Annotated in this window: 18 protein-coding genes; 11 read left to right on the top strand and 7 right to left on the bottom strand. The window is 63.6% G+C overall.

Annotation, left to right across the window (positions count from 1 at the left end; translation table 11 throughout):
• The first annotated feature begins 305 nt into the window (after positions 1 to 305).
• The 8 genes from V473_RS17945 (at position 306) to V473_RS17910 (ending at position 11,027) form a co-directional block, all read left to right on the top strand.
• The gene (locus V473_RS17945; RefSeq protein ID WP_066608244.1) at positions 306 to 3,752 is read left to right on the top strand and encodes a response regulator; all 3,447 of its coding nucleotides are present in this window, start codon (positions 306 to 308) and stop codon (positions 3,750 to 3,752) included.
• On the top strand, positions 3,737 to 4,588 hold the full coding sequence (locus V473_RS17940) for a CheR family methyltransferase (protein WP_408021517.1): 852 nt from the start codon (positions 3,737 to 3,739) through the stop codon (positions 4,586 to 4,588). The genes V473_RS17945 and V473_RS17940 overlap by 16 nt, the downstream gene beginning before the upstream one ends.
• A complete protein-coding gene (locus V473_RS17935; protein ID WP_066608243.1) occupies positions 4,585 to 5,160 on the top strand; it encodes a chemotaxis protein CheB in 576 nt (191 codons plus the stop codon). Before V473_RS17940 ends, V473_RS17935 begins: the two co-directional genes overlap by 4 nt.
• The gene (locus V473_RS17930) at positions 5,157 to 6,308 is read left to right on the top strand and encodes a hybrid sensor histidine kinase/response regulator (RefSeq protein WP_066608239.1); all 1,152 of its coding nucleotides are present in this window, start codon (positions 5,157 to 5,159) and stop codon (positions 6,306 to 6,308) included. The genes V473_RS17935 and V473_RS17930 overlap by 4 nt, the downstream gene beginning before the upstream one ends.
• A gap of 78 nt (positions 6,309 to 6,386) precedes the next feature.
• Entirely contained in the window at positions 6,387 to 7,289 is a 903-nt protein-coding gene (locus V473_RS17925) for a LysR substrate-binding domain-containing protein (RefSeq protein WP_066608235.1), read from the top strand.
• Between the two features lie 156 nt (positions 7,290 to 7,445).
• The gene (locus V473_RS17920) at positions 7,446 to 8,810 is read left to right on the top strand and encodes an MFS transporter (RefSeq protein WP_066608774.1); all 1,365 of its coding nucleotides are present in this window, start codon (positions 7,446 to 7,448) and stop codon (positions 8,808 to 8,810) included.
• Between the two features lie 25 nt (positions 8,811 to 8,835).
• Positions 8,836 to 9,732 carry a shikimate dehydrogenase gene (locus tag V473_RS17915; RefSeq protein WP_066608232.1) on the top strand — a complete coding sequence of 299 codons (897 nt, stop codon included), beginning with the start codon at positions 8,836 to 8,838 and terminating at the stop codon, positions 9,730 to 9,732.
• Positions 9,729 to 11,027, top strand: coding sequence for a carbohydrate porin (locus tag V473_RS17910; RefSeq protein ID WP_066608229.1), 1,299 nt, complete (start codon positions 9,729 to 9,731; stop codon positions 11,025 to 11,027). Before V473_RS17915 ends, V473_RS17910 begins: the two co-directional genes overlap by 4 nt.
• 51 nt (positions 11,028 to 11,078) lie before the next feature.
• Here the strand turns inward: V473_RS17910 and V473_RS17905 are convergent, their stop codons facing one another.
• Both V473_RS17905 and V473_RS17900 read right to left on the bottom strand, forming a co-directional pair.
• Positions 11,079 to 12,977: a bifunctional sugar phosphate isomerase/epimerase/4-hydroxyphenylpyruvate dioxygenase family protein gene (locus V473_RS17905; protein ID WP_066608227.1), complete on the bottom strand. Its 1,899-nt coding sequence runs from the start codon at positions 12,975 to 12,977 to the stop codon at positions 11,079 to 11,081.
• A gap of 402 nt (positions 12,978 to 13,379) precedes the next feature.
• Entirely contained in the window at positions 13,380 to 14,879 is a 1,500-nt protein-coding gene (locus V473_RS17900; RefSeq protein ID WP_066608217.1) for a CoA-acylating methylmalonate-semialdehyde dehydrogenase, read from the bottom strand.
• A gap of 100 nt (positions 14,880 to 14,979) precedes the next feature.
• On the opposite strand from V473_RS17900, the gene V473_RS17895 reads away from it, so the two are divergent.
• Positions 14,980 to 15,864 carry a LysR family transcriptional regulator gene (locus V473_RS17895; RefSeq protein ID WP_066608207.1) on the top strand — a complete coding sequence of 295 codons (885 nt, stop codon included), beginning with the start codon at positions 14,980 to 14,982 and terminating at the stop codon, positions 15,862 to 15,864.
• A 21-nt stretch (positions 15,865 to 15,885) separates the two neighbouring features.
• Here the strand turns inward: V473_RS17895 and V473_RS17890 are convergent, their stop codons facing one another.
• From V473_RS17890 to cysD, 3 genes are all read right to left on the bottom strand, one after another.
• Positions 15,886 to 16,665, bottom strand: a complete 780-nt coding sequence (locus tag V473_RS17890; RefSeq protein ID WP_242495949.1) for a 3'(2'),5'-bisphosphate nucleotidase CysQ — start codon at positions 16,663 to 16,665, stop codon at positions 15,886 to 15,888.
• Positions 16,662 to 18,563, bottom strand: coding sequence for a sulfate adenylyltransferase subunit CysN (cysN, locus tag V473_RS17885; RefSeq protein WP_066608204.1), 1,902 nt, complete (start codon positions 18,561 to 18,563; stop codon positions 16,662 to 16,664). The genes V473_RS17890 and cysN overlap by 4 nt, the downstream gene beginning before the upstream one ends.
• A 127-nt stretch (positions 18,564 to 18,690) precedes the next feature.
• Entirely contained in the window at positions 18,691 to 19,602 is a 912-nt protein-coding gene (gene cysD / locus V473_RS17880) for a sulfate adenylyltransferase subunit CysD (protein ID WP_066608201.1), read from the bottom strand.
• Between the two features lie 85 nt (positions 19,603 to 19,687).
• Here cysD and V473_RS17875 point away from each other — a divergent pair, with 85 nt between their 5' ends.
• Positions 19,688 to 20,773, top strand: coding sequence for a helix-turn-helix transcriptional regulator (locus tag V473_RS17875; RefSeq protein WP_066608198.1), 1,086 nt, complete (start codon positions 19,688 to 19,690; stop codon positions 20,771 to 20,773).
• 271 nt (positions 20,774 to 21,044) lie between these two features.
• Here the strand turns inward: V473_RS17875 and V473_RS17870 are convergent, their stop codons facing one another.
• The gene (locus V473_RS17870; protein WP_066608189.1) at positions 21,045 to 22,049 is read right to left on the bottom strand and encodes a FecCD family ABC transporter permease; all 1,005 of its coding nucleotides are present in this window, start codon (positions 22,047 to 22,049) and stop codon (positions 21,045 to 21,047) included.
• A 77-nt stretch (positions 22,050 to 22,126) separates the two neighbouring features.
• Here V473_RS17870 and V473_RS17865 point away from each other — a divergent pair, with 77 nt between their 5' ends.
• Positions 22,127 to 22,990 (top strand): ABC transporter substrate-binding protein, encoded by an 864-nt coding sequence (locus tag V473_RS17865; RefSeq protein WP_066608186.1) that lies wholly within the window; start codon positions 22,127 to 22,129, stop codon positions 22,988 to 22,990.
• Here the strand turns inward: V473_RS17865 and cobO are convergent.
• Positions 22,987 to 23,595: a cob(I)yrinic acid a,c-diamide adenosyltransferase gene (cobO, locus tag V473_RS17860; RefSeq protein ID WP_066608184.1), complete on the bottom strand. Its 609-nt coding sequence runs from the start codon at positions 23,593 to 23,595 to the stop codon at positions 22,987 to 22,989. The genes V473_RS17865 and cobO overlap by 4 nt on opposite strands.

Genomic DNA, 23,595 nt, shown 5'->3' with positions numbered 1-23,595 from the left:
GTTGGTGGATGAGCCGTCTGCGCCGGCGATGTGCCCGGCAACTTCCGTGATCGATCGGGCGGCCCCCTTCCTACTCACTCGCTTCGATCATAAAGAGCAAGTCGCGCCGGCTCCGGATACGCTGACGAGCAACTATATCCGCGCATCATCACGAGAGTCTTGCGGCAATTTTCAGGGCCATTACACGGCTTGGGCTGCCGCATATTGATACAGATCAGCTTTGGGTCGGGTGAGTATGCAATCCCGGCCGATCCTGTAAAACAATCGCTTGGCGGATGGCTGAGACCCCTTTACGCGAAACGGCCATGGCAATTGGAAAAACAGCTTTCGCGGCAAGCCCGCTGTCGCGCGCATCGATCTGGGCAGCATTGGGACTGGCCGTTGGTCTCGCCTTTTTCCTCGTCAGCGGTGCGATCGCCTATCGCAACATCCAGAGCCTTCGCCAAAGCGACGAGGCGATCCGCCATACCCACAGCGTGCTTGTCTCGCTCGACGATCTACTTTCAACGACGCAGGATGCGGAAACCGGACAGCGTGGCTATCTGTTGACCGGCGCCCAGGCCTATTTGGAACCCTATGACAGCGCGGTGAAGAATCTGACCGCGCGGATGCAGGCTGTCGCCACGCTGACCCGCGACAATCCGACGCAGCAGGCGAATGTCGCTGCGCTGAAGCGGCATGTCGACGCCAAACTAGCGGAATTGCGTGAAACCGTCCATCTGCGCCGGACCCAGGGGGTCGCGGCGGCGCTGGCTGTGGTGGCGACCGATCGCGGCAAAGTGGCAATGGATGCGATCCGGGCGCAATTGAACGGCATGGCGCAGGAAGAGTTGCGGCTGCGCCAGATTCGCATGGACGACATGGCGACCGCGTCGCGCACGGCCATCACCACCAGCATCTTAACCAGCCTGATCGGCGCGGGACTGACTCTCGTCATCTTCATCCTCATGCGCATCAGCAACCGCGCCCGCGCGCGCCAGCAATGGTTGCAGGCTGGCCAATTAGGCCTGGCCAAGGCGATGGGCGGTGAGAAATCGGTTGAGGAATTGGGCGAGGCGATCCTTGTCTTCCTGGCCCGCTATCTCGGCTTTCAGGGCGGCGCGCTGTTCAAAGGCGAAGGAGGGCGTTTTCAGCGCGTGGCTACGCTTGGCGTGCCGACCGACGCGGATATGCCGTCCGGCTTTTTGGTCAAGGACGGGCTGCTGGGGCAGGTTGCTGCGGAAGGCGCCCCGCTTGTGCTAGAGGATGTTCCCGACGGCTATCTGACCATCGGATCGGCGCTGGGCAGGGACCGACCACGCCATCTTGTCATCATCCCGGCCAAGGCGGACGAGGTCGTCAACGCCGTGCTGGAACTGGGCTTTTTCCAGCCGGTCAGCCCGGCTGTCCTCGAACTCCTCGACCATGCGTCACCGGCGATCGGCATCGCCCTGCGCTCTGCCCGCTTTCGCGCGCGATTGCAGGATGCGCTGGAGGAAACCCAGCGCCAGTCGGGCGAGTTGCAGGCGCAAAGTGAGGAATTGCGCGTTTCCAACGAGGAACTCGAAGAACAGGGGCGAGCGCTCAAGGAATCGCAGGTCCGGCTGGAACAGCAGCAGGTCGAGCTTGAGCAGACCAACAGCCAGTTGGAGGAACAGGCCCAGACGCTGGAGAACCAGCGCGACGAACTGGAACGCGCGACCGGCACATTGCAGTTAAAGGCGCGCGAGCTGGAGCAGGCGAGTCAGTATAAGTCCGATTTCCTGGCCAATATGTCGCATGAATTGCGCACGCCGCTCAACTCGCTGTTGATCCTGTCCAAGTTGTTGGGCGACAATCCCGATGGCAATCTGTCGCACGATCAGGTCAAATTCGCCCGCACGATCGAAGCGTCGGGCAATGATCTCCTTACGCTCATCAATGACATTCTCGACCTGTCGAAGATCGAGGCGGGGCATATTCAGGTCCAGCCCGAAACCGTGCCATTGCAGCGGCTGGTCGGCGATTTGCGCCAGCTGTTCCAGCCTGTCGCCGAAACGCGTAATCTGGCTTTCGAAATAGAGGTAGCGGCCGATTGCCCGCGCGCGATCGAAACCGACCGGATGCGTATCGAGCAGATCCTCAAGAACCTTTTGTCCAACGCCTTCAAATTCACCGAGCAGGGCCGCGTGCGCCTGACCCTGTCCCCGGTGGAGGGGAATCGGATCGCGCTTGCCGTCACCGACACCGGCATCGGCATGTCGAAAGAACAACAGGGGCATATTTTCGAGGCGTTTCATCAGGCCGACAGCACGATCAGTCGGCGTTATGGCGGCACTGGCCTTGGCCTCTCCATCTCGCGGCAGCTCGCCCGTCTGCTTGGCGGCAGCATCAGCCTGGACAGCAAGCCTGGCGAAGGCAGCAGCTTCACCCTCATCGTGCCGCTTATTTACGATCCGGCCACGGTTGCGTCCCGTCCCCCCGCCGCGCCGCCCGCCCGCGTCGAACCCGCGCCGGTTGCGCCTGCGGCATCCGCGCCCGCCAGAAGCGCGCCGAACCAGCCCAAATGGATCGTGGAGGACGACCGCGCTTCGATCGCCGAAGGGCGCCGCCTGCTCCTGATCATCGAGGATGACGAGGTGTTCGCATCGATCGTATGCGAATTGTCGCGCGACCTGGGCTTTCAGTGCATCATTGCCGGCACCGCGGAGGAGGCTGTGAAGCTGGCGCGGGAATATAAGCCGAGCGCCGTCGTGCTGGATCTCGGCCTGCCCGACCAGTCCGGGCTGACCGTGCTCGACCGGCTCAAGCATGATGATGCGACGCGCCATATTCCCATCCATGTCGTGTCTGCGTCCGACCATAGCCAGGCCGCGCTGTCACTCGGTGCGGTCGGGTATCTGGTGAAGCCGGTGAAGCGCGAACAACTGGCGCAAGTGCTGGAAAATCTGCACGCCAAGCTGGCGACGCGGGTCCGCCGCGTCCTTATTGTCGAGGATGATCCGGTCCAGCGTGACGCCGTTGCGCGGCTGCTGTTGACCGACGACGTGGAAACGGTCGGCGTGGGCACCGCGGCGGAATGTCTGGAACAGCTGCGCCAGCACACGTTCGACTGCATGGTGCTGGACCTGAGCCTGCCGGATACGTCGGGATTTGCTCTGCTGGAGACGCTGAGCGAGGAGGGGGATCATGGCTTCCCGCCGGTCATCGTCTATACCGGCCACGACCTGTCGCCCGACGACGAGCAGCGCCTGCGCCGCTATTCCAGCTCGATTATCATCAAGGGCGCCAAGTCGCCCGAAAGGCTGCTGGACGAGGTGTCGCTGTTCCTGCACCAGATCGTATCGGAACTGCCGCCCGAACAGCGCAAGATGATCCAGAAGGCCCGCAATCGCGATGCCGCGTTGGAAGGGCGCCGAATCCTCATCGTCGAGGATGACGTGCGCAACGTCTATTCGCTGACCAGCGTGCTGGAACCGCGCGGCGCGGCGGTCCAGATTGCGCGCAACGGGCAGGAGGCGATCGATGCGCTGGCGGCGTCTGTGGACGATCCTGTAAAGGGCATCGATCTGGTCCTCATGGACGTGATGATGCCGGTGATGGATGGACTGACCGCCACCCGCGTATTGCGCAGCGATCCCCGTTGGGCGGCGCTGCCGATCCTGATGCTGACCGCCAAGGCGATGCCCGACGATCAGCAGCGCTGCCTGGAGGCGGGCGCTAACGACTATATGGCCAAGCCTATCGACGTTGATAAACTGCTCTCGCTGGTGCGCGTATGGATGCCGCGATAATGCAGGGCCAGATGCAGGCCGGCGTCGAGGATATCGAAATCCAGCTGCTGCTGGAGGCGCTGTACCAACGCTATCATTATGACTTTCGCCATTATGCGCGCGCGTCGATCAAGCGCCGCCTGGTTCAGGCGCGCGGGCAATTGGGCTTCGCCAGCTTTTCCGCCATGCAGGATCATCTGCTGCACGATCCCGCGACGTTGCCGCGCCTGCTCAACTATCTGACTGTGCAGGTCAGCGAGATGTTTCGCGATCCCAGTTATTTCCGCGCCTTGCGGGAAAAGGTGATCCCGCATTTGCGGACCTATCCCTCGCTCAAGGTGTGGGTAGCGGGGTGCAGCAATGGCGAAGAACTTTATTCGCTGTCCATCCTGTTCCGCGAAGAGGGGCTGGACCAGCGCACGCTCTTCTATGCGACCGACATCAATCCCGACGCGCTCCAGGCTGCGGAAGCAGGCGTCTATCCGCTCGATCAGATTCGCAAATTCACCGAAAATCATCAGCAGTCGGGCTCCCGCTCGTCGCTGTCGGATTATTATACCGCGGATTATGGTCGCGCGGTGTTCGACAAGGGCCTGCGGTCGCAGGTCGTCTTTTCCGATCATAGTCTGGTGACCGACGCGGTCTTTGCCGAAATGCATCTCATTTCGTGCCGCAACGTCCTCATCTATTTCGATCGCGATTTGCAGGACCGGGCGCTCGGCCTGTTTCGCGACTCGCTAACGCGAAAAGGCTTTCTGGGCTTGGGGTCGAAGGAGAGCCTGCGCTTTTCCAGCCACGCGCCGTCTTTCGCGGATTTCGTGCGGGAAGAAAAAATCTACCAGAGACGGGAGCCATGAACGCGCAGCCGATCCAGGCGATCGCGATCGGCGCGTCGGCTGGCGCCGTTCAGGCATTGCTGCGGATCTTGCCCGCGCTGCCCGCCGATTTTCCGCTGCCGGTGCTGATCGTCGTCCATGTGCCGCCTGATCGGAGCAATGCGCTGGTCGCTCTGTTCCAGTCCAAATGCCCGCTGCCGGTCCGGGAAGCGGAGGACAAGGAACCGATCGCGGCGGGAACGATCTATTTCGCGCCTTCGGACTATCATCTGCTGGTGGAGGCCGACCGCTCGCTTGCCTTGTCCTGGGACGAGCCGGTGAACCACAGCCGCCCGGCGATCGACGTGCTGCTGCAAAGCGCGGCGGACGCCTATGGTCCTGCGCTTGCTGGAATCGTCCTCACCGGCGCCAATCATGACGGCGCGGCAGGCCTGGCGGCCGTGGCCGATGCCGGCGGCTTCGCCATCGCGCAGGAACCGGCCGAAGCGCAGGTGGCGACCATGCCGGCGGCGGCGCTCGCGGCCTGCCCGTCGGCAAGCGCCATGACCCTGGACGACATGATTTTCTATCTTCTGACACTGGCGACGACATGACGAGCGACACGCACCCCCTTTATTGCCTGCTGGTCGACGACCTTGAGGAAAATCTGCTGGCGCTTGAAGCACTTTTGCAGCGCGACGGACTGATATGCCTAAAGGCCCGGTCAGGGGAGGAAGCGTTGGAACTGCTGCTGGTCCACGAGGTCGCCCTCGCCTTGCTCGACGTTCAGATGCCCGGCATGGACGGATTCGAACTGGCCGAATATATGCGGGGCAACGACCGTACCCGCCATGTGCCGATCATCTTCGTGACCGCGGGCAGCGCCGATCTTCAGCGCCGTTTCCGCGGCTATGGGGCAGGGGCGGTTGACTTCATCCAGAAGCCGATCGAAGCCGATATCTTGCGGTCGAAGGCCGCGATCTTCTTCGACCTATACGATCAGCGTCGGCAGATCATCGCGCAGCGTGACGAACTGGCGTCGCTCGCTGCGGCATTGCAGGTGGCCGATCGGCGCAAAAATGAATTTCTGGCGATACTGGGACATGAATTGCGCAACCCGATCGCCGCGCTGGGTGCGGGCCTGCACCTGTTGGAAAAGCGCGAAGGCACGGACGCCGCGCGCGACGTTCGGGGGCGGATGGGCCGGCATGTCCATCATCTGTCCCGCTTGATCGAAGATATCCTCGACATCGCCCGCATCGACCAGGGCAAGATTTCGCTCAAGACGCAGCATATCCTGCTACAGGACGCCCTCGCCTTCGCCGTGGAAACCTGCCAGCCGACGATCGAGGCGGCGCAACACCGGCTGGTCATCGACATCGCCGACGATCCGATCTGGATCGACGCCGATTATGCCCGCATCGTCCAGATCGCCAGCAACCTGCTCAACAATGCCGCCAAATATACGCCGCCTGGTGGTGAAGTGCGCCTGACCGTGCGCGTCGTGGATGGCTGGGCGGAGATAGAGGTGGCCGATACCGGCATCGGCATCGCGCCGGACATGCAGGCCCGGATTTTCGACCTGTTCGCGCAGGTGAATCGCCCGGCGGGCGATGCGCAGGATGGCCTTGGCATCGGGCTGGCGCTGGTCCGGCAACTGGTGGCGCTGCACGGCGGCGCGCTGTCGCTCAAGCACAGCATCCCCGGCGAGGGCAGCATCTTCCAAGTACGGCTGCCGACGGTTGAGGCGCTGGTGGCCTGAACCATGGCCTGAACCATGGACTGAATCCGGCGCACGGCCGCCGTGGCTGTCGCGGGCAGACGATGCTAGGGAGGCACCATGCTCACCCTGCGCCAGATCGAAATATTCCGCGCCATCATGATCGCCAAGACGGTTAGCGCCGCCGCGCAGATGCTCGGCACGTCGCAGCCGGGCCTCAGCCGTATGCTTGGCCATATGGAGGACAAGCTGCATTTCCGGCTGTTCGACCGGACGCGCGGCCGATTGGTGCCGACCCATGAAGCGCGGGTGCTGTTTCAGGAAATCGAGCATGTCTATAAGGGCTTCGAAGACCTCAACCATGTCATCAAGCGGCTGGCCAAGGGCGAGGACCGGACCTTTCGCGTCGGCGCGTCGCCCTCGCTCGGCCATTCCGTGGTGCCCAGGATGCTGGCCCGGCTGACCGCCAACTATCCCGGCCTCACCATTCAGTTCGACATATTGTCGGTCGAGCAGGCGTCGGATTATCTGGCGTTGCAGCGGGGCGACTATGCACTGAGCGTCTTCCCGATCGACCACCCCAACATCCTGTCGAGCCGGATCGGCGCGGGGCGGATGGTGTGCGCGGTGCCCACCAGCCACCGACTAGCCGACCGCACGCGGATCAGCGTCGCCGACATCGCCGGCGAACAGCTGCAATCCTTCCGCCCGGACACGCCGCACGGCCGCATTATCGCCGACATGTTCGCGCGGGCGGGGCAGGCGCTGGACGTGGAGACTTATATCCGCTTCGCCGAAACAGCGGTGGCCTTCGTCGCCAACGGCATGGGCGTGGCCTTGGTGGACAGCTTCACCGCGATGCAGGCTCATGCCGAAACGGTGCGCTTCCTGGAGTTTGACGATCCTGGAACGCTGCCGGTCTATATCAACCGCAATCTGGAATCGCCGCGCGCGATCATCGGCGAGACGTTCGAAGAGATCGCCCGCACCATATTGTTGAGCGTTCCCCGCCCAAAGCCATAACATAATAGCATGGACGACCGTGTTTGAGGCTCTGGAAAGCAAGGGTCAATCGCAACATGGTGGCCAGACCCGCAGAATAGAACCAGATACGGCACCGGGTTGGTTCGAGCTATGGGGCATGGTTCGCCCCGCGAGAGGATGAAAGGCGTTTCTTCGATGGCCAGCTATTCCGCCAGCGGCACCGTATCTGTCCGGCCCTATGTGACCGTGGACAATCCCGCCACGCCCATATCGGCATTGGCGTCGGACAGCGTCTGGACTGCGCGTCAGATACTGGTCGTTGCGACCTGCTTCATCCTCAATATGCTGGACGGCATGGACGTGCTGATCCTGTCCTATATCGCGCCGGCCCTGTCGAGCGATTGGCAGGTCAGCCCTGAAAGCCTGGGCGTGGTCTTCAGCGCGGGCCTAGCCGGCATGGCCGCGGGCGGCCTGCTCATCGCGCCGCTGGCGGATCGCTTTGGCCGCCGCAAGCTGATCCTCGCCTCGCTGGTCATGATGGCCGCCGCGATGTTCTCGTCCGGCATTGCCACCTCGATCGGCGAACTGATCGCCAGCCGCTTCATCGTCGGCATCGGCATCGGCACGGTGCTGGCCAGCATGGCGGCGCTGACCGCCGAATATGCGCCGACGAAGCATCGCACCTTCGCGGTCGGCTTCCTCCAGGCGGGCTATCCCGTCGGGGCGACGCTCACCGGCTTTGTCGTCGCCAGCCATTTGTCGGAACATGGCTGGCAGGCGATGCTGCTCGCCGCCGCCGCCCTGTGCGCCATCGCCATCCCGATCGTCTGGCTGGTGCTGCCCGAATCGATCGCCTTCCTGCTCAGCCGCCAGCCCAAGGGGGCGTTGCAAAAGGCCAACCGGCTGCTCGCCTCGATCGGCCAGCCGCAACTCGATGCGCTGCCGCCGCAGGATGTCAGCGAAACCCGCCACGCCGGCGTGCGTGGCCTGCTGACCGAAGGGCGCGCGCGCAGCACCATCCTGTTGTGGCTGGCGATCACCTTCAGCTTCATGACGCTCTATTTCGTCATCAGCTGGATTCCCAAGCTGGCGGTCGAGGCTGGCCTGCCCGCGAAGGACGCCATCTATGCCGGCGCGATCTACAATATCGGCGCTTTCATCGGCACATCCTCGATCGGCCTGGTCGCCATGCATTTCGACCTACGCCGCCTGATCTTGGTCTATATGGCGCTGGCGGCCGTGGCGCTAACGGTCTTCGGGTCGGTCGCCATGCCGCTGGCCGCGACGCTCGGCACCGCCTTCCTGATCGGTGTGTTCGTGCAGGGCGGCTTCAACGGCTGCTATCCGCTCGCCGCCAGCCTCTATCCGCCCGAAGCGCGCGGCACTGGTATCGGTTGGGCCATGGGCGTCGGCCGGATTGGGGCGGTGATCGGCCCGATGCTGGGCGGCGTCCTGCTCGCCGCCAAAGTCTCGCTGCCGGTCATCTTCGGCATCTTTGCGGTGCCGGTGGTGCTGGCGGGGATTTGCGTCTCGCTGATCCGCCTGCCCAAAGCCGCCTGAACCGCTTCATCCAAGGATCATTGCCATGTCCTTCGCTTCCCCCGCCGATGCGGGCTCATCCCGCGCGCCCATCCTCTGTGGCCTGATCGGCAGCGGCATCGCAGGGTCGCGCAGCCCGGAGATGCACGAAGGCGAAGCCCGCGCGCTGGGCCTGCCGATGGTGTATCGCATCCTCGACGGGGAAGTGATGGGCTATGACGCGGACGGCCTGCCGGGCCTGCTCGACATGCTGGTCGGCATGGGTTTTGACGGGATCAACGTGACCCATCCCTTCAAGCAGGCGGTGATGCCGTTGGTCGACAGCCTGTCCGACGCGGCGAGAGCCTTGGGTGCGGTCAACACCATCCTGTTCCGCGATGGCAAGCGCCATGGCGACAATACGGACTGGTCTGGCTATCGCGCGCATTTTCTGGCGGGCCTTGGCGATCGGCCGCGGGCCCATGTCGCGCTGATCGGCGCGGGCGGCGCGGCGGCGGCGATCGGCTATGCCCATCTCGACCTCGGCGCGCAGAGCATGACGATCATGGACCCCGCGCCGGAACGGGCGAGCGCGCTTGCCGATCGGCTGGGCACGCTGTTCACGCAAGCCCAGGTGAAGGCGGCGCTGTCGGCTGCAGACGCCATCCGCGGCGCAGATGGCGTCGTGCAATGTTCGCCGATCGGGATGCTCAGCCATCCGGGCCTGCCTTTCGACCCCGCCTTGCTGACGCCCGATCAATGGGTGTCGGACATCATCTATTTCCCGCTGGAAACCCAATTGCTCCAGGCGGCTGCGGCCAAAGGCTGCGCGACGCTGAATGGCGGCGGCATGGCTGTGATGCAGGCCGCCCACGCCTTTTCGCTGTTCACTGGCGTTGAACCTGATGCCGCGCGGATGCTGCGTGCCTTCGACAGCTTCAGCGATCGAAAGGCCGCCGCATGATCGCCGACAGTCCGCCCGCCATCGTCATCGCCGCGCCGGTTGTCGCCGCGCGGCAATTGCAGGGGCCGTCCGCCGGTCCTCAGACTCCGGCGCCGTCGCCGCCGGCCGACAAACCCGGCTGGCGCGCGCGGTTGAAGGACAAGGGCGTCGAGCTGACCTTCTCCTACGTGTCCGAAAGCGCCGCGTCCATCACGGGCGGGCGCGACGGCGGCGCGGCCTACACCCAGCAATTGCTCGCCTCCGCCGCGATTGACACCGGCAAGGCGTTCGGCCTGGATGGCGGCAAGATCATCGCGACGATCATCCACCGCAAGGGGGAGGATCTGACCGCGACGCGCCTTGGCAACCTGTTCGAGGTGCAGGAATTATTCGGTGGCGGGCAGGATTTACGCCCGGCTGAACTCAGCTATGAGCAGAAGCTCAATGGCGGCAAGACCGCGCTCAAATTCGGTCTCTATCATACTGGCGACGATTTCGCGACCTTGCCCAGCGGCTGCCAGTTCCAGAATTTCGCCTTCTGCCCGCGCCCGACCACGCTATTTTATAACAGCGGCTTTTCGGGCTTCCCGATCCCGCGCTGGGGCCTGCGCGTCCGGCAGGAGATTGCGCCGAACCTGACCGTGACGGTCGCGGGGTTCGAAGTGAACGCTTTCCGCGCCCAGACCGGGGCAGGCTGGAAGCTGGCGCCGCGTTTCGACAGTTTCGTGCTCCCGGTAGAACTGGGCTGGAAGACGGGGCAGGCGGTTGGCGGGCTGCCGGGCCTGGTCCGCGTCGGCGCGCTGGTGGACACGACCGACCGCGCCGACGTGCGCGATGATATGAACGGAGATTCCTATATTCTGTCCAGCCTCGCCCCGGCCATGCGGCAGGAACGGTGGAGCGCCTGGGCGATGGCGGAAAAGATGGTGGTCCGCTTCGGGCCGGGCGATCGCGGCCTCAGCCTGTTCGGCACGGCCACCCTGTCGGATCGCCACACGGCGCGGGTGCCCATTTTCGTCAGCGGCGGCTTCGTCGCGCGCGGTTTGTGGGACAGCCGGCCCAAGGATAATTTCGGGCTGGGGCTTGTCTATGCCAGGGTCAATCCTCGGATCACGGATCGGCAGCGTGACCAAGTCGCACTGGGCCAGAATGTCGCGGTGCAGACCCATGAGGTCAGCGGCGAGATTTTCTATGGGTGGCAGGCGATCCGGCAATTGCTGCTGCGTCCCAACCTCCAATATATCCACCGCGTCGGCGCAACGAACCTTTATCCGGACGCGCTGGTGGCGGGCGCGACCATCAAGTTCATCTTCTGACGGATCAAGCCCGATCTCCCTTTGCTCCGACGCACGGAAAGAGGGGCTGATTTACAGCGTTGCCGTCGGCGTCGCTTCTGGCCTGAACCGGTTCTGCGCCGCCAGCCGCACTCCGGCATTGGGCGCGCCATAACCGGCATAACCATTGGCGCGCTGGACGAATTCGAAGAAGAACAATTTGTCGAACGCGCGGCTATAAAGCTGCCAGAAGCCCGCGCCGTCGCTATCCTCGTCATAGAGGATGCCAAGGTCGGCCATGCGGGCGATCATCGCATCGTCCAGATCGAAGCGGGCGGCCAGATCGGCATGATAGTTGACGGGTATATCCAGCATCGCCGCGCCTTCGTCGCGCAGCGCCTGCGCCGTCGCGAAGATATCATCGGTGATCAATGCGACATGCTGATAGCCGCCGCCAATGCCATGGTCCAGAAAGCGGGCGGACAATGTCTCACGCGCGTCCGTCGCATTGATCGTGACCCGGAACGCGCCGTCCGCCGATTGCAGCGCCTGGCTGTGGACGAGGCCCGAAGGGTCAATCACATCTTGCGCCGCCCGCGCTTCCAGCCCGAACAGGGCGCGCCAGTAGAGCTGCCACGACAGAAATTCGTCATTATGGACGACGGCAGCGAGATGATCGATGCTGCGGGCGTCAGCACCGACCACCCCCGCATCGCCATCCGTCGCGTGAAATTCGCGCGCCCACAATCCCTCGACCTCGTCCGCGTCGATCAGATAGACTAGGCTGCCGCCCACCCCGCGCAGCGCCGGCATGGCGAGGCGACCGGGCCGGCCTTCGGGGCTATAGGCCTTGATGCCCAGCGCTGCGGCGCGAGCCAGCACTGCGGCCTTGTCCTTCACCCGCACGCCGATCGCGCAAATCGCCGTGCCCTGCGCCGCGCGATAGGCGCTGGCGAAACCCTTGGGCTCCGCATTGATGACCAGATTGACGCCGCCCTGCCGCCAGCGTGTCACCTTCTTGTGGCGATGCTCGCCGACCAGCGTGAAGCCCAGCGTCGCGAAATTGCTGCCCAGGCGCGCGGCATCGCGACCATCTGCGGTGAATTCGACGAATTCGGCGCTCAACACGGGTTGTGGCGCTGGCATATCGGTGGGTTGATCGATCAGTCGCTTCGCCGCGTCACGCACATAGTCGAGCGACCGGCAGCCATCTTCGGCGACCAGCCGCGCGGCATTGGAGCGGAACCGGTCGTTGAAGATTTCCAGGCTCAATGGCCCGTCATATCCGGTGCGCAATATTTCCGCCACGAAGCCTTCGACATCCAGCCCGCCCTGACCCGGCAGGTTACGGAAATGGCGGCTCCAGTAGAGCAGGTCCATGTCCAGCAACGGCGCGTCGGCCAATTGGACGAAGGCGATCTTGTCGCCAGTTATGGCGCGGATGCTATCGTTTGGAATATTGCGCGACAAGGAATGGAAGCTGTCGAGGATGATGCCCACATGGGGATGGTCGACCGCCTCCACGATGGCCCAGGCGTCGCGATGGTCGTTGACATGCCGGCCCCAGGCGAGCGCTTCATAGCCCAGGATGATGCCCCTTTGCTGCGCGATATCGCCCAGTTCGCGGAAATCATCGACGATGCGCTCCCGCTCGCCCAGCGCCGCGGGGTGGCAACTGGAGCAGATAAGGATGCGATCGGCGCCCAGTTCATCCATCAGGTCGAACTTGGCCTTCGCCCGGTCGAAGGCGCGGCGGCGCAGGTCGCCCGGCATCCCCTCGAAATCGCGAAACGGCTGGTAGAGCATACAGGCCAGGCCCAGATCGTCCAGCATCGCGCGGACCTCATACGGGGCGAGGGCGGAGCCGATCAGGTCATTCTCGAAAATCTCGACCCCGGCGAAACCGGCGACGGCCGCCGCCTTCAGCTTTTCCTCCAATGTGCCGCGTAGCGACACGGTGGCGATGGCGTTCTGGGGCAGGGTGGGGGACATGGCGGCTCCTTATCAAGCCGTCATAGTCGTGGCCTCGGTCGACATCGGCAATCGGGCCGAAATGACCGGGGCATAGCTTATGGTTATAGCAGAGGATCACTGGAGAGCGTCTTGATGTCAGCGCTGACGCGGGCGATGTCGGGTGGCGCAGCCATGACGATGGCGGACGTAGAGAGCAGCCCGGCCAGCATGAACGAACGTACGATAAAGAGGGCAACATAATCAACTCTTTGACGCAGGGCTGCGCGATGAGTCGGATCATGCCGATCAGGCCGACGATGTCGACAGTAACAGGCTGGGATATCTGGTAATATCGTGGCGCCAGAAGGCGGGTTGATCGAAGCCCCGGCCGTGGTCCAAAGGGGGATGATCGCGGCCGAAGCGACCATCCCCCCGCGCAGTTTACTTCATCGTCGGAATTACGAAGCTCTGGTCCACAACTGCGCCGCCGGTCGGCCAGCGCTGGGTGATCTTCTTGTTGCGGGTGTAGAATCGCACGCCGTCCTCGCCATATTGGTCGAGATCGCCAAAGCCTGAACGCTTCCAGCCGCCAAAGCTGTGATAGGCGACCGGCACCGGGATAGGCACGTTGATACCGACCATGCCGACTTCGACCTGCGCCGCGAATTTGCGGGCATAATCGCCGTTGCGGGTAAAGATGGCGACGCCGTTCCCATATTGATGCTTGCTCGGATAGCTCAGCGCTTCCTCGAACGTCTCGGCGCGCAGGATCTGGAGCACCGGGCCGAAAATCTCGTCCTGATAGCTCTTCATCTGCGGCGTGACCCGGTCGATCAGCGTGGGCGCGAGGTAAAAACCGTCCTCATAACCCTGGAGCTGGAAGCCGCGGCCATCCACCACGATTTCCGCGCCTTCATCGGCCGCCATCTGGATGTAGCTCTCCACCCGCGCCTTATGCTGGCCAGTGACAAGCGGGCCATATTGCGCGTCGGGATCGCTGGGGATGCCAGGGCGCAGCGTCTCGATCGCAGCAATCAGCTTGGTGCGGAAGATTTCAGCCGTCGCTTCGCCCACCGGGGTCACGACCGGCAGCGCCATGCAGCGCTCGCCCGCCGAACCATAGGCCGCGCCAACGATGTCGGCGACCGCCTGGTCCATGTCCGCATCGGGCAGGATGATGCCATGGTTTTTCGCGCCACCCATGCACTGGGCGCGCTTGCCGTTGGCGGCGGCGCGCTGATAGACATAATTGGCGATGTCGGACGACCCGACGAAGCTGACCGCCTTTATGTCGGGGTGGTCGAGGATGGCGTCGACGATTTCCTTGTCGCCATGGACGACGTTCAGGATGCCCGCGGGCAGGCCCGCCTCCAGAGCCAGTTCAGCCAGTCGGACCGGCACCGACGGATCGCGCTCGGATGGCTTGAGGATGAACGCATTGCCGCAGGCGATCGCCATCGCGCTCATCCACAGCGGAATCATGGCAGGAAAGTTGAATGGAGTGATGCCCGCGACGATACCCAGGGGCTGACGGATCGAATAGACGTCGATGCCGGGCCCGGCGCCTTCGGTATAATCGCCCTTCAGCAGATGCGGGATGCCGCAGGCGAACTCCACCACTTCCAGCCCACGCTGAATATCGCCTCTGGCGTCGGCGATAACTTTGCCATGTTCGGATGACAGCATCCGCGCCATATCGTCCAGATTAGCCTCGATCAGCTCTTTGAAGCGAAACATTACGCGGGCGCGGCGCTGCGGATTGGTTGCAGCCCAGTCCGGTTGCGCCGACAGCGCGGAATCCATCGCCTTTTGCAGCTGCGATGGCGTAGCCAGGCCGACCTGCGCCTGCACCGCGCCGGTGGACGGGTCCAACACGTCCGAGAGGCGCGCGCCGGGGAAGGACACGCTTTCCCCGTGAATGAAATGGCTGATGGAACGCATGATTTTTGATCCTCTCCAGACGATGCAATGACAGCGCTATAGACCCACCGGCTTTGCAGATATACAAGCCCATTAACACAATGGTTGTGCAGATTTGCCTATGCTTAATTCCGACGAACTGCGCCTGTTCCTGGCGGTGATGCGCGAAGGCAATATGTTGGCCGCCGCGCGCCGTATCGGCGTGGACCATAGCACGGTCGCCCGGCGCATGACCAATATGGAGCGCACGCTGGGCGCGCGGTTGTTTGATCGATCGCCTCGCGGGGTGATGCCCACGCCCGCCGCCTTCGCGCTGGTCGGCCATGCCGAACGGATCGAGAGCGAGTTGCTGGCGGCGATCAGCAGCGTAGAGGGGCGCGACCGCGATGTCGAAGGCATAGTGCGGCTGGCGACGCCCGAAGCCTGCGCCGCGCATCTGGTGGCACCCCATGTCGCGACGTTACGCGCGCGCCACCCCCGGCTGACGCTGGAACTGGCGTCGGAAAGCCGCGCGGCGAGTCTCTCCAAGCGGGAGGCGGACATTGCGGTGATGCTCAATCCGCCGCCCAAGGGACGGCTGGTGACGCGCAAATTGGTGGATTATCGCCTCGCTCTCTACGGTTCGCGCGACTATCTGGAGCGAGAGGGAATGCCGGAAAGTCGCGCCGACCTCGCCCGACACGGCTTTGTATCCTATATCGACGATCTGGCCGGATTTCCCGAAATGATCGCGCTCGACGAATTGCTGCCCGGCGCGCAAATCCGCTTTCGCGCCAGTTCGAGCGCGGCCCAACATGCAGCGGTCGCGGCCGGCATGGGGCTGGGCATGCTCCATGTCTTCGCGTCGGCGCAGGACGATCGGCTGATCCAAATCCTGCCGGTGGAGATGGCGGCGCGGCGCAGCTACTGGCTGGTGATGCACGCCGACCTGGAGGGATTGCCGCGTGTCCGGGCGGTGGTCGATTTCCTGGACGAGGTGATGCGGACCCTGCGCGATCAGCTCTGATCGCGCCATCACCTGCAACTTTCAGCTTTTGATCGCATCCTGTTTGAAACGGGCGACATGCCCCAACACCGTTTCGGCATGTTCGGGCCGACAGATCAGCAGGTCGGGCAGATATACGTCAGCCTGGTTGTAGACGAGCGGCGCGCCGTCAATGCGCGAACAATGGAGGCCATGGGCGCGCGCGACCGCGACCGGGGCCATGCTGTCCCATTCATATTGGCCGCCGCTGTGCAGGTAGATGTCGGCCTGACCCAGGATGATCGCCATCGCCTTGGCCCCCGCCGATCCCATCGGCACCAGTTCCGCGCCGAGATGTGCGGCCACTTCGATCGCTTCGGCCGCCGGACGGGTGCGGCTGACAACCATGCGCAGCCGGTCCGGCGCGAGGGGCAAAGGGACGGGTTCGTCGGACCTCAGCACCATACCGCCATCCAGCCCCGGCAGCGCAACCGCGCCGATCACCGGCTGGCCGTCGATCGCCATACCCACATGCACCGCCCAGTCGGCTCGCTCCTCGCCATATTCGCGGGTGCCATCGACCGGATCGACGATCCACACCCGGCTTTTGGCCAGGCGATCTTCATTATCCTTTTCCTCTTCGGACAACAGCCCGTCGTCGGGCCGCTGTTCGCGCAGGGCGTGGCAGAGGAACTGGTTGGCGGTCTGGTCCCCGGCCTTGCCCAGCGCCTTGGGGCTGAACAGGCCGGACGCCCGGACGTCGAGCAGCAGCCGTCCCGCTATCTCGGCGAGATAGGCGGCCAGCTTGGCGTCCGACATCGCACTATTGGGGGCGGTGCTCATGGGATCAGCCGCGCGACGATCGCCTCGGCCGCTTCCTCCGCAGTCATGTCCGCCGTGTCGATCCGGATCTCCGGATCTTCGGGCGCTTCATAGGGGCTGTCGATGCCGGTGAAATTCTTGAGCTGGCCCGCTCGCGCCTTCTTGTAGAGGCCCTTGACGTCGCGCGCTTCGGCATCGGCCAGCGAGGTGTCGATATGCACCTCGATGAACTCGCCCGGCTGCATCATCTGCCGCACCATGTCGCGTTCGGCCCGGAAGGGGGAGATGAAGGCGGTGATGACGATCAGGCCCGCATCGGTCATCAGCTTGGCGACCTCGCCCACGCGGCGGATATTTTCCACCCGGTCGGCGTCGGTGAAGCCCAGATCCTTGTTCAGGCCATGGCGGACATTGTCGCCGTCCAGCAGGAAGGTATGGCGGTTCATCCGCGCCAGCCGCTTTTCGACCAGATTGGCGATGGTCGATTTGCCTGCGCCTGAAAGCCCGGTGAACCAGAGCACGGCTGGCTTCTGATTCTTGAGGCCCGCATGAAAATCGCGGCTGACGTCGGTCGCCTGCCAATGGACATTCTGGGCGCGGCGTAGGCTGAAGTGCAGCATCCCCGCGGCCACCGTGGCGTTGGTGATCTTGTCGATCAGGATGAAACCGCCCAGCGTCCGGTTGTCGGCATAGGGTTCGAACACGACCTGCCGATCGGTCGACAGGTTCGCGACGCCGATGGCGTTCAACTCCAGCGTCTTGGCCGCCAGTTGCTCCATCGTGTTGACGTTGACCTGATATTTGGGCTGTTGCACTGTGGCGGTGACCGTTTGGGCGCCGATTTTGAGCCAGTAGGAGCGGCCCGGCAGCATTTCCTCATCCGCCATCCACACGATCGTCGCTTCGAACTGGTCGGCGACCTGGGGCGGGCTGTCGGACGCCGCGATCACGTCGCCGCGGGAGCAATCGACCTCATCGGCGAAGCAGAGCGTGACCGACTGGCCGGCGACAGCTTCTTCGAGATCGCCATTGAGGGTTACGATGCGGGTGATGGTGCTGGTCTTGCCGGAGGGCAGCACGCGGATGGCGTCGCCGGGGCGTACCGATCCGGTCGCGATCTGGCCGGAAAAGCCGCGAAAATCCAGATTGGGGCGGTTGACCCACTGGACCGCCATGCGGAACGGCTTGTCAGCGTCGGCCGCGCTGTTGACATCGACCGTCTCCAGATGCTCGATCAGCGCCGGGCCTCTATACCAGGGCGTATTGGGGCTGAGGCCGGTGATATTGTCGCCCTTGAACCCGGAAATCGGCATCGGCGTGAAGGCGGTGATGCCGATCGAGCGGGCGAACGCGGCATAATCCTTGACGATGCCGTCGAACACGGCCTGATCATAGCCGACCAGGTCCATCTTGTTGACCGCCAGCACGATGTTGCGGATGCCGATCAGGTGAGCGAGATAGCTGTGGCGCCGGGTTTGCGTCAGGATGCCCTTGCGTGCGTCGATCAGGATGACCGCAAGGTCCGCGGTCGATGCGCCGGTCACCATGTTGCGGGTATATTGTTCGTGGCCGGGGGTGTCGGCGACGATGAACTTGCGCTTTTCGGTGGCGAAGAAACGATAGGCGACGTCGATGGTGATGCCCTGTTCGCGCTCGGCGGCGAGGCCATCGACGAGGAGGGCGAAGTCGATCTCCTGCCCCTGGGTGCCGACCTTCTTGCTGTCGGCCTGAAGCGCTTCGAGTTGATCCTCGAAGATCATCTTGCTGTCGTAGAGCAGCCGGCCGATCAGCGTCGATTTGCCGTCATCCACCGACCCGCAGGTAATGAAGCGCAGCATCGTCTTATGCTCATGGACCTTGAGATATTGATCGATATCTTCAGCGATGAGGGCGTCGGTCTTGTAGATGGGGTCGGTCATATGTTCATCCCGTCATCCCAGCGAAAGCTGGGATCGCTATGATCTGGGCGAAGGCGGTGCCCGGTGGCACAATACCCCGGCCTTAGCCGGGGTTGACGCTTCGGAATGCTGCGCATTCCGTGGCGCGTCAAAAATACCCTTCCTGCTTCTTCTTCTCCATGCCGGCGCCGCCCGCATCCTTGTCGATAGCGCGGCCCTGCCGTTCCGACGTGGTCGTCAGAAGCGTTTCCTGGATCACTTGCGGAAGCGTCTTGGCGGTGCTTTCGACCGCGCCGGTCAGCGGATAGCAGCCCAGCGTGCGGAAGCGGATCGAGCGCATGACCGGCGTTTCGCCCGGCATCAGGGGGAAACGATCGTCATCGACCATCAGCAACATGCCGTCCCGCTCCACCGTCGGGCGGATGTCCGCGAAATAGAGCGGCACGATCGGCACATTGTTCAAATGGATATATTGCCAGATATCCAGCTCGGTCCAGTTGCTGATCGGGAAGACGCGGATGCTTTCGCCCTTGTGCTTGCGGGCGTTGTAGAGGTTCCACAATTCCGGCCGCTGATTCTTGGGGTCCCAGCCATGGGACGCGGTGCGGAAGGAGAAGATGCGCTCCTTCGCCCGGCTCTTTTCTTCGTCGCGCCGCGCGCCGCCGAACGCCGCGTCGAAGCCATGGAGGTTGAGCGCCTGCTTCAACCCTTCCGTCTTCCACATGTCGGTATGCAGCGCGCCATGGTCGAACGGGTTGATCCCCCGGTCCATCGCTTCCTGATTATGATAGACCAGCAATTCCATGCCGCTTTCCTGCGCCATCCGGTCGCGCAGCTTGTACATTTCCTGGAATTTCCAGGTCGTGTCGACATGCAGGAGCGGGAAGGGCGGCGGCGAGGGATAGAAAGCCTTGCGCGCCAGATGCAGCATCACCGCCGAGTCCTTGCCGACGGAATAAAGCATTACCGGCTTTTCGGCCTCAGCCACCACCTCCCGCAGGATATGGATGCTTTCGGCTTCGAGCCGCTCCAGATGAGTCAGGGTCTTCACGTCCGCCATGGATCCTCGCAATCTTCTTGCGAGCGACCTTGGCAGAAAGCAACTATCATTGGACCTCCCAAATGGGAGGGTATATGACCAGCTCATGCGATTGGATGATTCCGGCCTGCTGGTCAGCCTGAGCGAGGGCATGTTCCAGCAGCCGCTTTGGCACGATTTTCTCGACCGGCTGCGCAGCCGGATGCAGGTCCGCTATGTCAGCCTGGCCTTTCGTCCGATCGATGAGAAGAATATTGTCGAGCTATATGCCGGCCCTGCGGCGCCGCCACATCTGGGCCGGCTGTTCGCCGAGAAATATGTGCACGATCCGCTGGCTCATCGCAACATGCGGGAAGGGCGGGTTTATTCGCTCGCCGAACTGATCCCGCCGGACAATGCCGCGTTGCAATCCTATCGGAGCGATTTCCTGCATGGCATGGGCGTGGATGACATAAGATCCGTGCGGGTGACGGAGAGCAGCGGGGTGGATGCCTGGCTGAGCTGCGCGAGCACGCGCATATCGTCATCGGCCACGGCGTTGCTGACCGCGCTCGCCCCGCATCTGCGCACGGCATTGCGCGGCTTTGTGGCGCTGGAGCGGGAGAAGTTGCGATCGACCCTGACGTCAGAAGCCTTTGGGCGGCTGAATTTCGGCTGGCTGACGCTGGATCCCCAATGCCGCATCCTGGACATGACGCCCCATGTCGAACAGCTGTTCCAGCGCAACACTATCCTGCGGCGCGGGCGCTATGACCGGCTGACCCCGACATCGCCGGGGCTGGACCGCGAATTAACGGCGCTGGTCAAGATGTTCGCGCAGGATGCGGAGGCGCGGCCGCGCGCGATCAATCTGAGCCGCGATCCGTGGATGGACATGCTGGTCGCGCCATTTCGCGGACAGTCGGTGGCGGCGGGCGGGACGCCGGTGGCCATCGTCTATCTGAGCGGCGACCGATCGTCGCAGGCGGACCGATGCGAGCAGTTGGTCGACCTGTTCGGGCTATTGCCCAGCGAGGCGCGACTCGCCTGGGAAATGGGCCAGGGGATTCCCATCGCGCAGGCCGCTGCCAATCTCCATCTGACGGTTGAGACGGCGCGCAACTATTCAAAGAAAATCTACGCCAAAATGGGGGCGCGGGGCCAGGCCGAACTGGTGCGGATCATCCTGAGCAGCGTCTTGGCGATCGCCTGATCGCGCCGATGGGACAGCGAGTTGGACAGTATCACGCGATCGCATAAATTTATCAAATTTAACATAAGATATATTATCGTATATATTGACATGAGCGCCGCTTGACCCGACCCATATAAATCTATGAGAAGATATACGAATATCCTTTTGAATATAGACGAATAAAATGATTCGCCTGCAAATCGCCCATAAGCGTGACGACAACCCGCTATTCTGATGGAAGCGGGATAGACCGTCGGACGGACTCGGTCGGCATATGCGGCCGGTGGCATCACCATAGCCGCCGCTCCCGCAGCAGATGTAGCAGGAAGACAGGAACGCCCAGGAACGCGGTGATGACGCCGAGCTTTAGTTCGTTATAGGTCGGGATCAGCCGCACCGCGATGTCAGCCAGCGTCAGTAGCGCCGCGCCGGCCAGCAGCGAGGGCAGCAGGATCGACGAGGGGCTGCGATCCGTCAGCGGACGCACCAGATGCGGAACGATCAACCCGACGAAGCCGATCGAGCCGGCGACCGCCACCGCGCCGCCGACGCCGATGCCGATCCCCAGCAGTAGCCGCAGCCGCGTCCGCCGCAGGGTGACGCCCAGCGCCTGCGCGCCTTCCTCCCCCAGCGTCAGGGCATCGAGAGCGCGCGCGTCGAGCAGGAGAAGCGCCGCGCCGCATCCGATACAGGGCAAGGCGATCCAGACATGTTCGATCGACCTGTTTTCGATCGATCCTAGCAGCCAGGCGGTGATCTCCATGGCGGCAAAGGGGTTTTCGGACAGGTTGAGGGCCAGGCTGATGCCGGCGCTCGCCAAGGCGGAGATCGCGATGCCGGCGAGAATGAGGCTGAGCGGGCTTTCGGCGCGTCCCGCCAGCGCAAAGAGCAGCAACAGCGCGAGAAGCCCGGCCGCGATCGCCAGCACCGGCAGGAATAGGATATGGCGCTCGGACAGCCCGAAATACAGCGCGCTGACGGCTCCCAGCGCCGCGGCGCTGGATGCCCCCAATACCGACGGTTCCGCCAGCGGGTTGCGCAGATAGCCCTGTAACGCAGCGCCGGCCAGGCCCAACATGCCGCCCACCGCCAGGCCGAGCAGGACGCGCGGCAGTCGCAGCGTGAACAGGATGGCCGTTGCGATTGGGTCGCCATGGCCGGTCGCCGCCGCCAGCAACCGCGCCGGATCGATGGCGGCCGATCCCACCCCCAGAGAGGCGACGCCCGCCAGGATCGTCACGACCAGAAGGATGAGCAATAAGGTGCGCCGCCGTGCGTCTGATGGGTAGGACATGGGAAATGGCACCTCGCATTGGATCGGTGGTCCCCGTCACGCTTGTGTACCGGGGTCGTGTGGGTCATGGGGTGGGCATGTTATGCAGACTGACGAAATGGCCATCCGCCCGGCTGACGGCGCGCCTGTTCGCATGGGTTGCGGGCGGCCTCCTGGCTGGTTCGGCGCCCGCATCGCAGACCGGCCGCAGCGCCCCGCCGCGGCGGATCGTGTCGTTGAACCTGTGCGCCGACCAATATCTGCTTGCGCTGGCCGATCGGACGCAGATTGCCGGCCTGACCCGGAATGCGAACAATGCGGCCATGTCCGCAGCGGCGGCGCAGACGCGCGGCCTGCCCATATTGAGGGGGTCGGCGGAGGAGGTGCTGGCGATCGATCCCGATCTGGTGATAGGCGCGCCGGCCCGCCGCACCGGCATGATGGCGGCGCTGTCGGGCGCGCATTATCACACCCTCGATCTCAAACCGGCTGGTAGTTATGCCGGCATCGTCACGCAAATCCGCGCCGTCGCCAAGGCCATTGGCCATGTCGATCGCGGCGAGGCGCTGATCGCCCGGATGGACCGGGATCTTGCCGCCATCGCTCGGCCGCGCCCGGCCGGCATCGCCGCTTACTATCAGCGGCGCGGTTTCCTGACCGGAACGGGCACGCTGATCGACGACCTGATGACCCGCGCGGGTCTGGTCAACCTGGCCGGAAAGCTCGGCAAGCCGGTCCTGTCGCAACTCACCCTCGAAGAGTTGATGGTTGCCCAGCCGGACTATTTGCTGATCGAAAGCGGTTCCGAACGGGTGGTGGATCAGGGCACGGAGATGCTGCGGCATCCGCTGTTGAAAGACATCAAGCGGCTGCGCCTGCCCCAGGCATGGACCGTCTGTGGCGGCCCGGCCTATGTCGATGCCGCCCGCAGCCTGGTGAACCAGATCGACCATCGCCCCTAAAATTCGATGCCGGGCTGCGCCTTGACGCCCTGTTCGCGGAACGGGTGCTTCACCAGCGTCATCTCCGTCGCCAGATCCGCGGCTTCGACCAGCGCTTCGGGCGCGTTGCGGCCGGTGACGATGACATGCTTCATCTCCGGCTTGGCCTTAAGAACCGCCAGCACCTCGTCGAGGGGGAGATAATCGTAGCGCAGGACGATATTGAGTTCGTCGGCCAGCACCAGATGATAGGCCGGGTCGGCGATCATGCGCTTGACCTGATCCCAGGCTTTGCGCGCCGAAGCAATGTCTTGCGCCCGATTTTGCGTATCCCAGGTGAAGCCGTCGCCCATGGCCATGAATTCGACCTGATCTGGGAAACGATCGAACACGGCCTTCTCGCCCGTTTCCATCGCCCCCTTCACGAACTGGACCACGCCGACCTTCCTGCCATGGCCGATGGCGCGCACCACCATGCCCAACGCCGCAGTCGTCTTGCCCTTCCCCTTGCCGGTGTGGACGATCAGCAGGCCCTTTTCGACCGTCTTGCCCGCCACGATCCGGTCGTGCGCGGCCTGCTTCTTCTTCATCTTCTGCGCATGTTGTTCGTCGGTCCGTTCGGCCAT

The organism is Sphingobium cupriresistens LL01 (assembly GCF_001046645.1).
In the GTDB taxonomy this organism is placed as follows: domain Bacteria; phylum Pseudomonadota; class Alphaproteobacteria; order Sphingomonadales; family Sphingomonadaceae; genus Sphingobium; species Sphingobium cupriresistens.
This window is presented reverse-complemented; position numbering and strand designations above follow the sequence as displayed.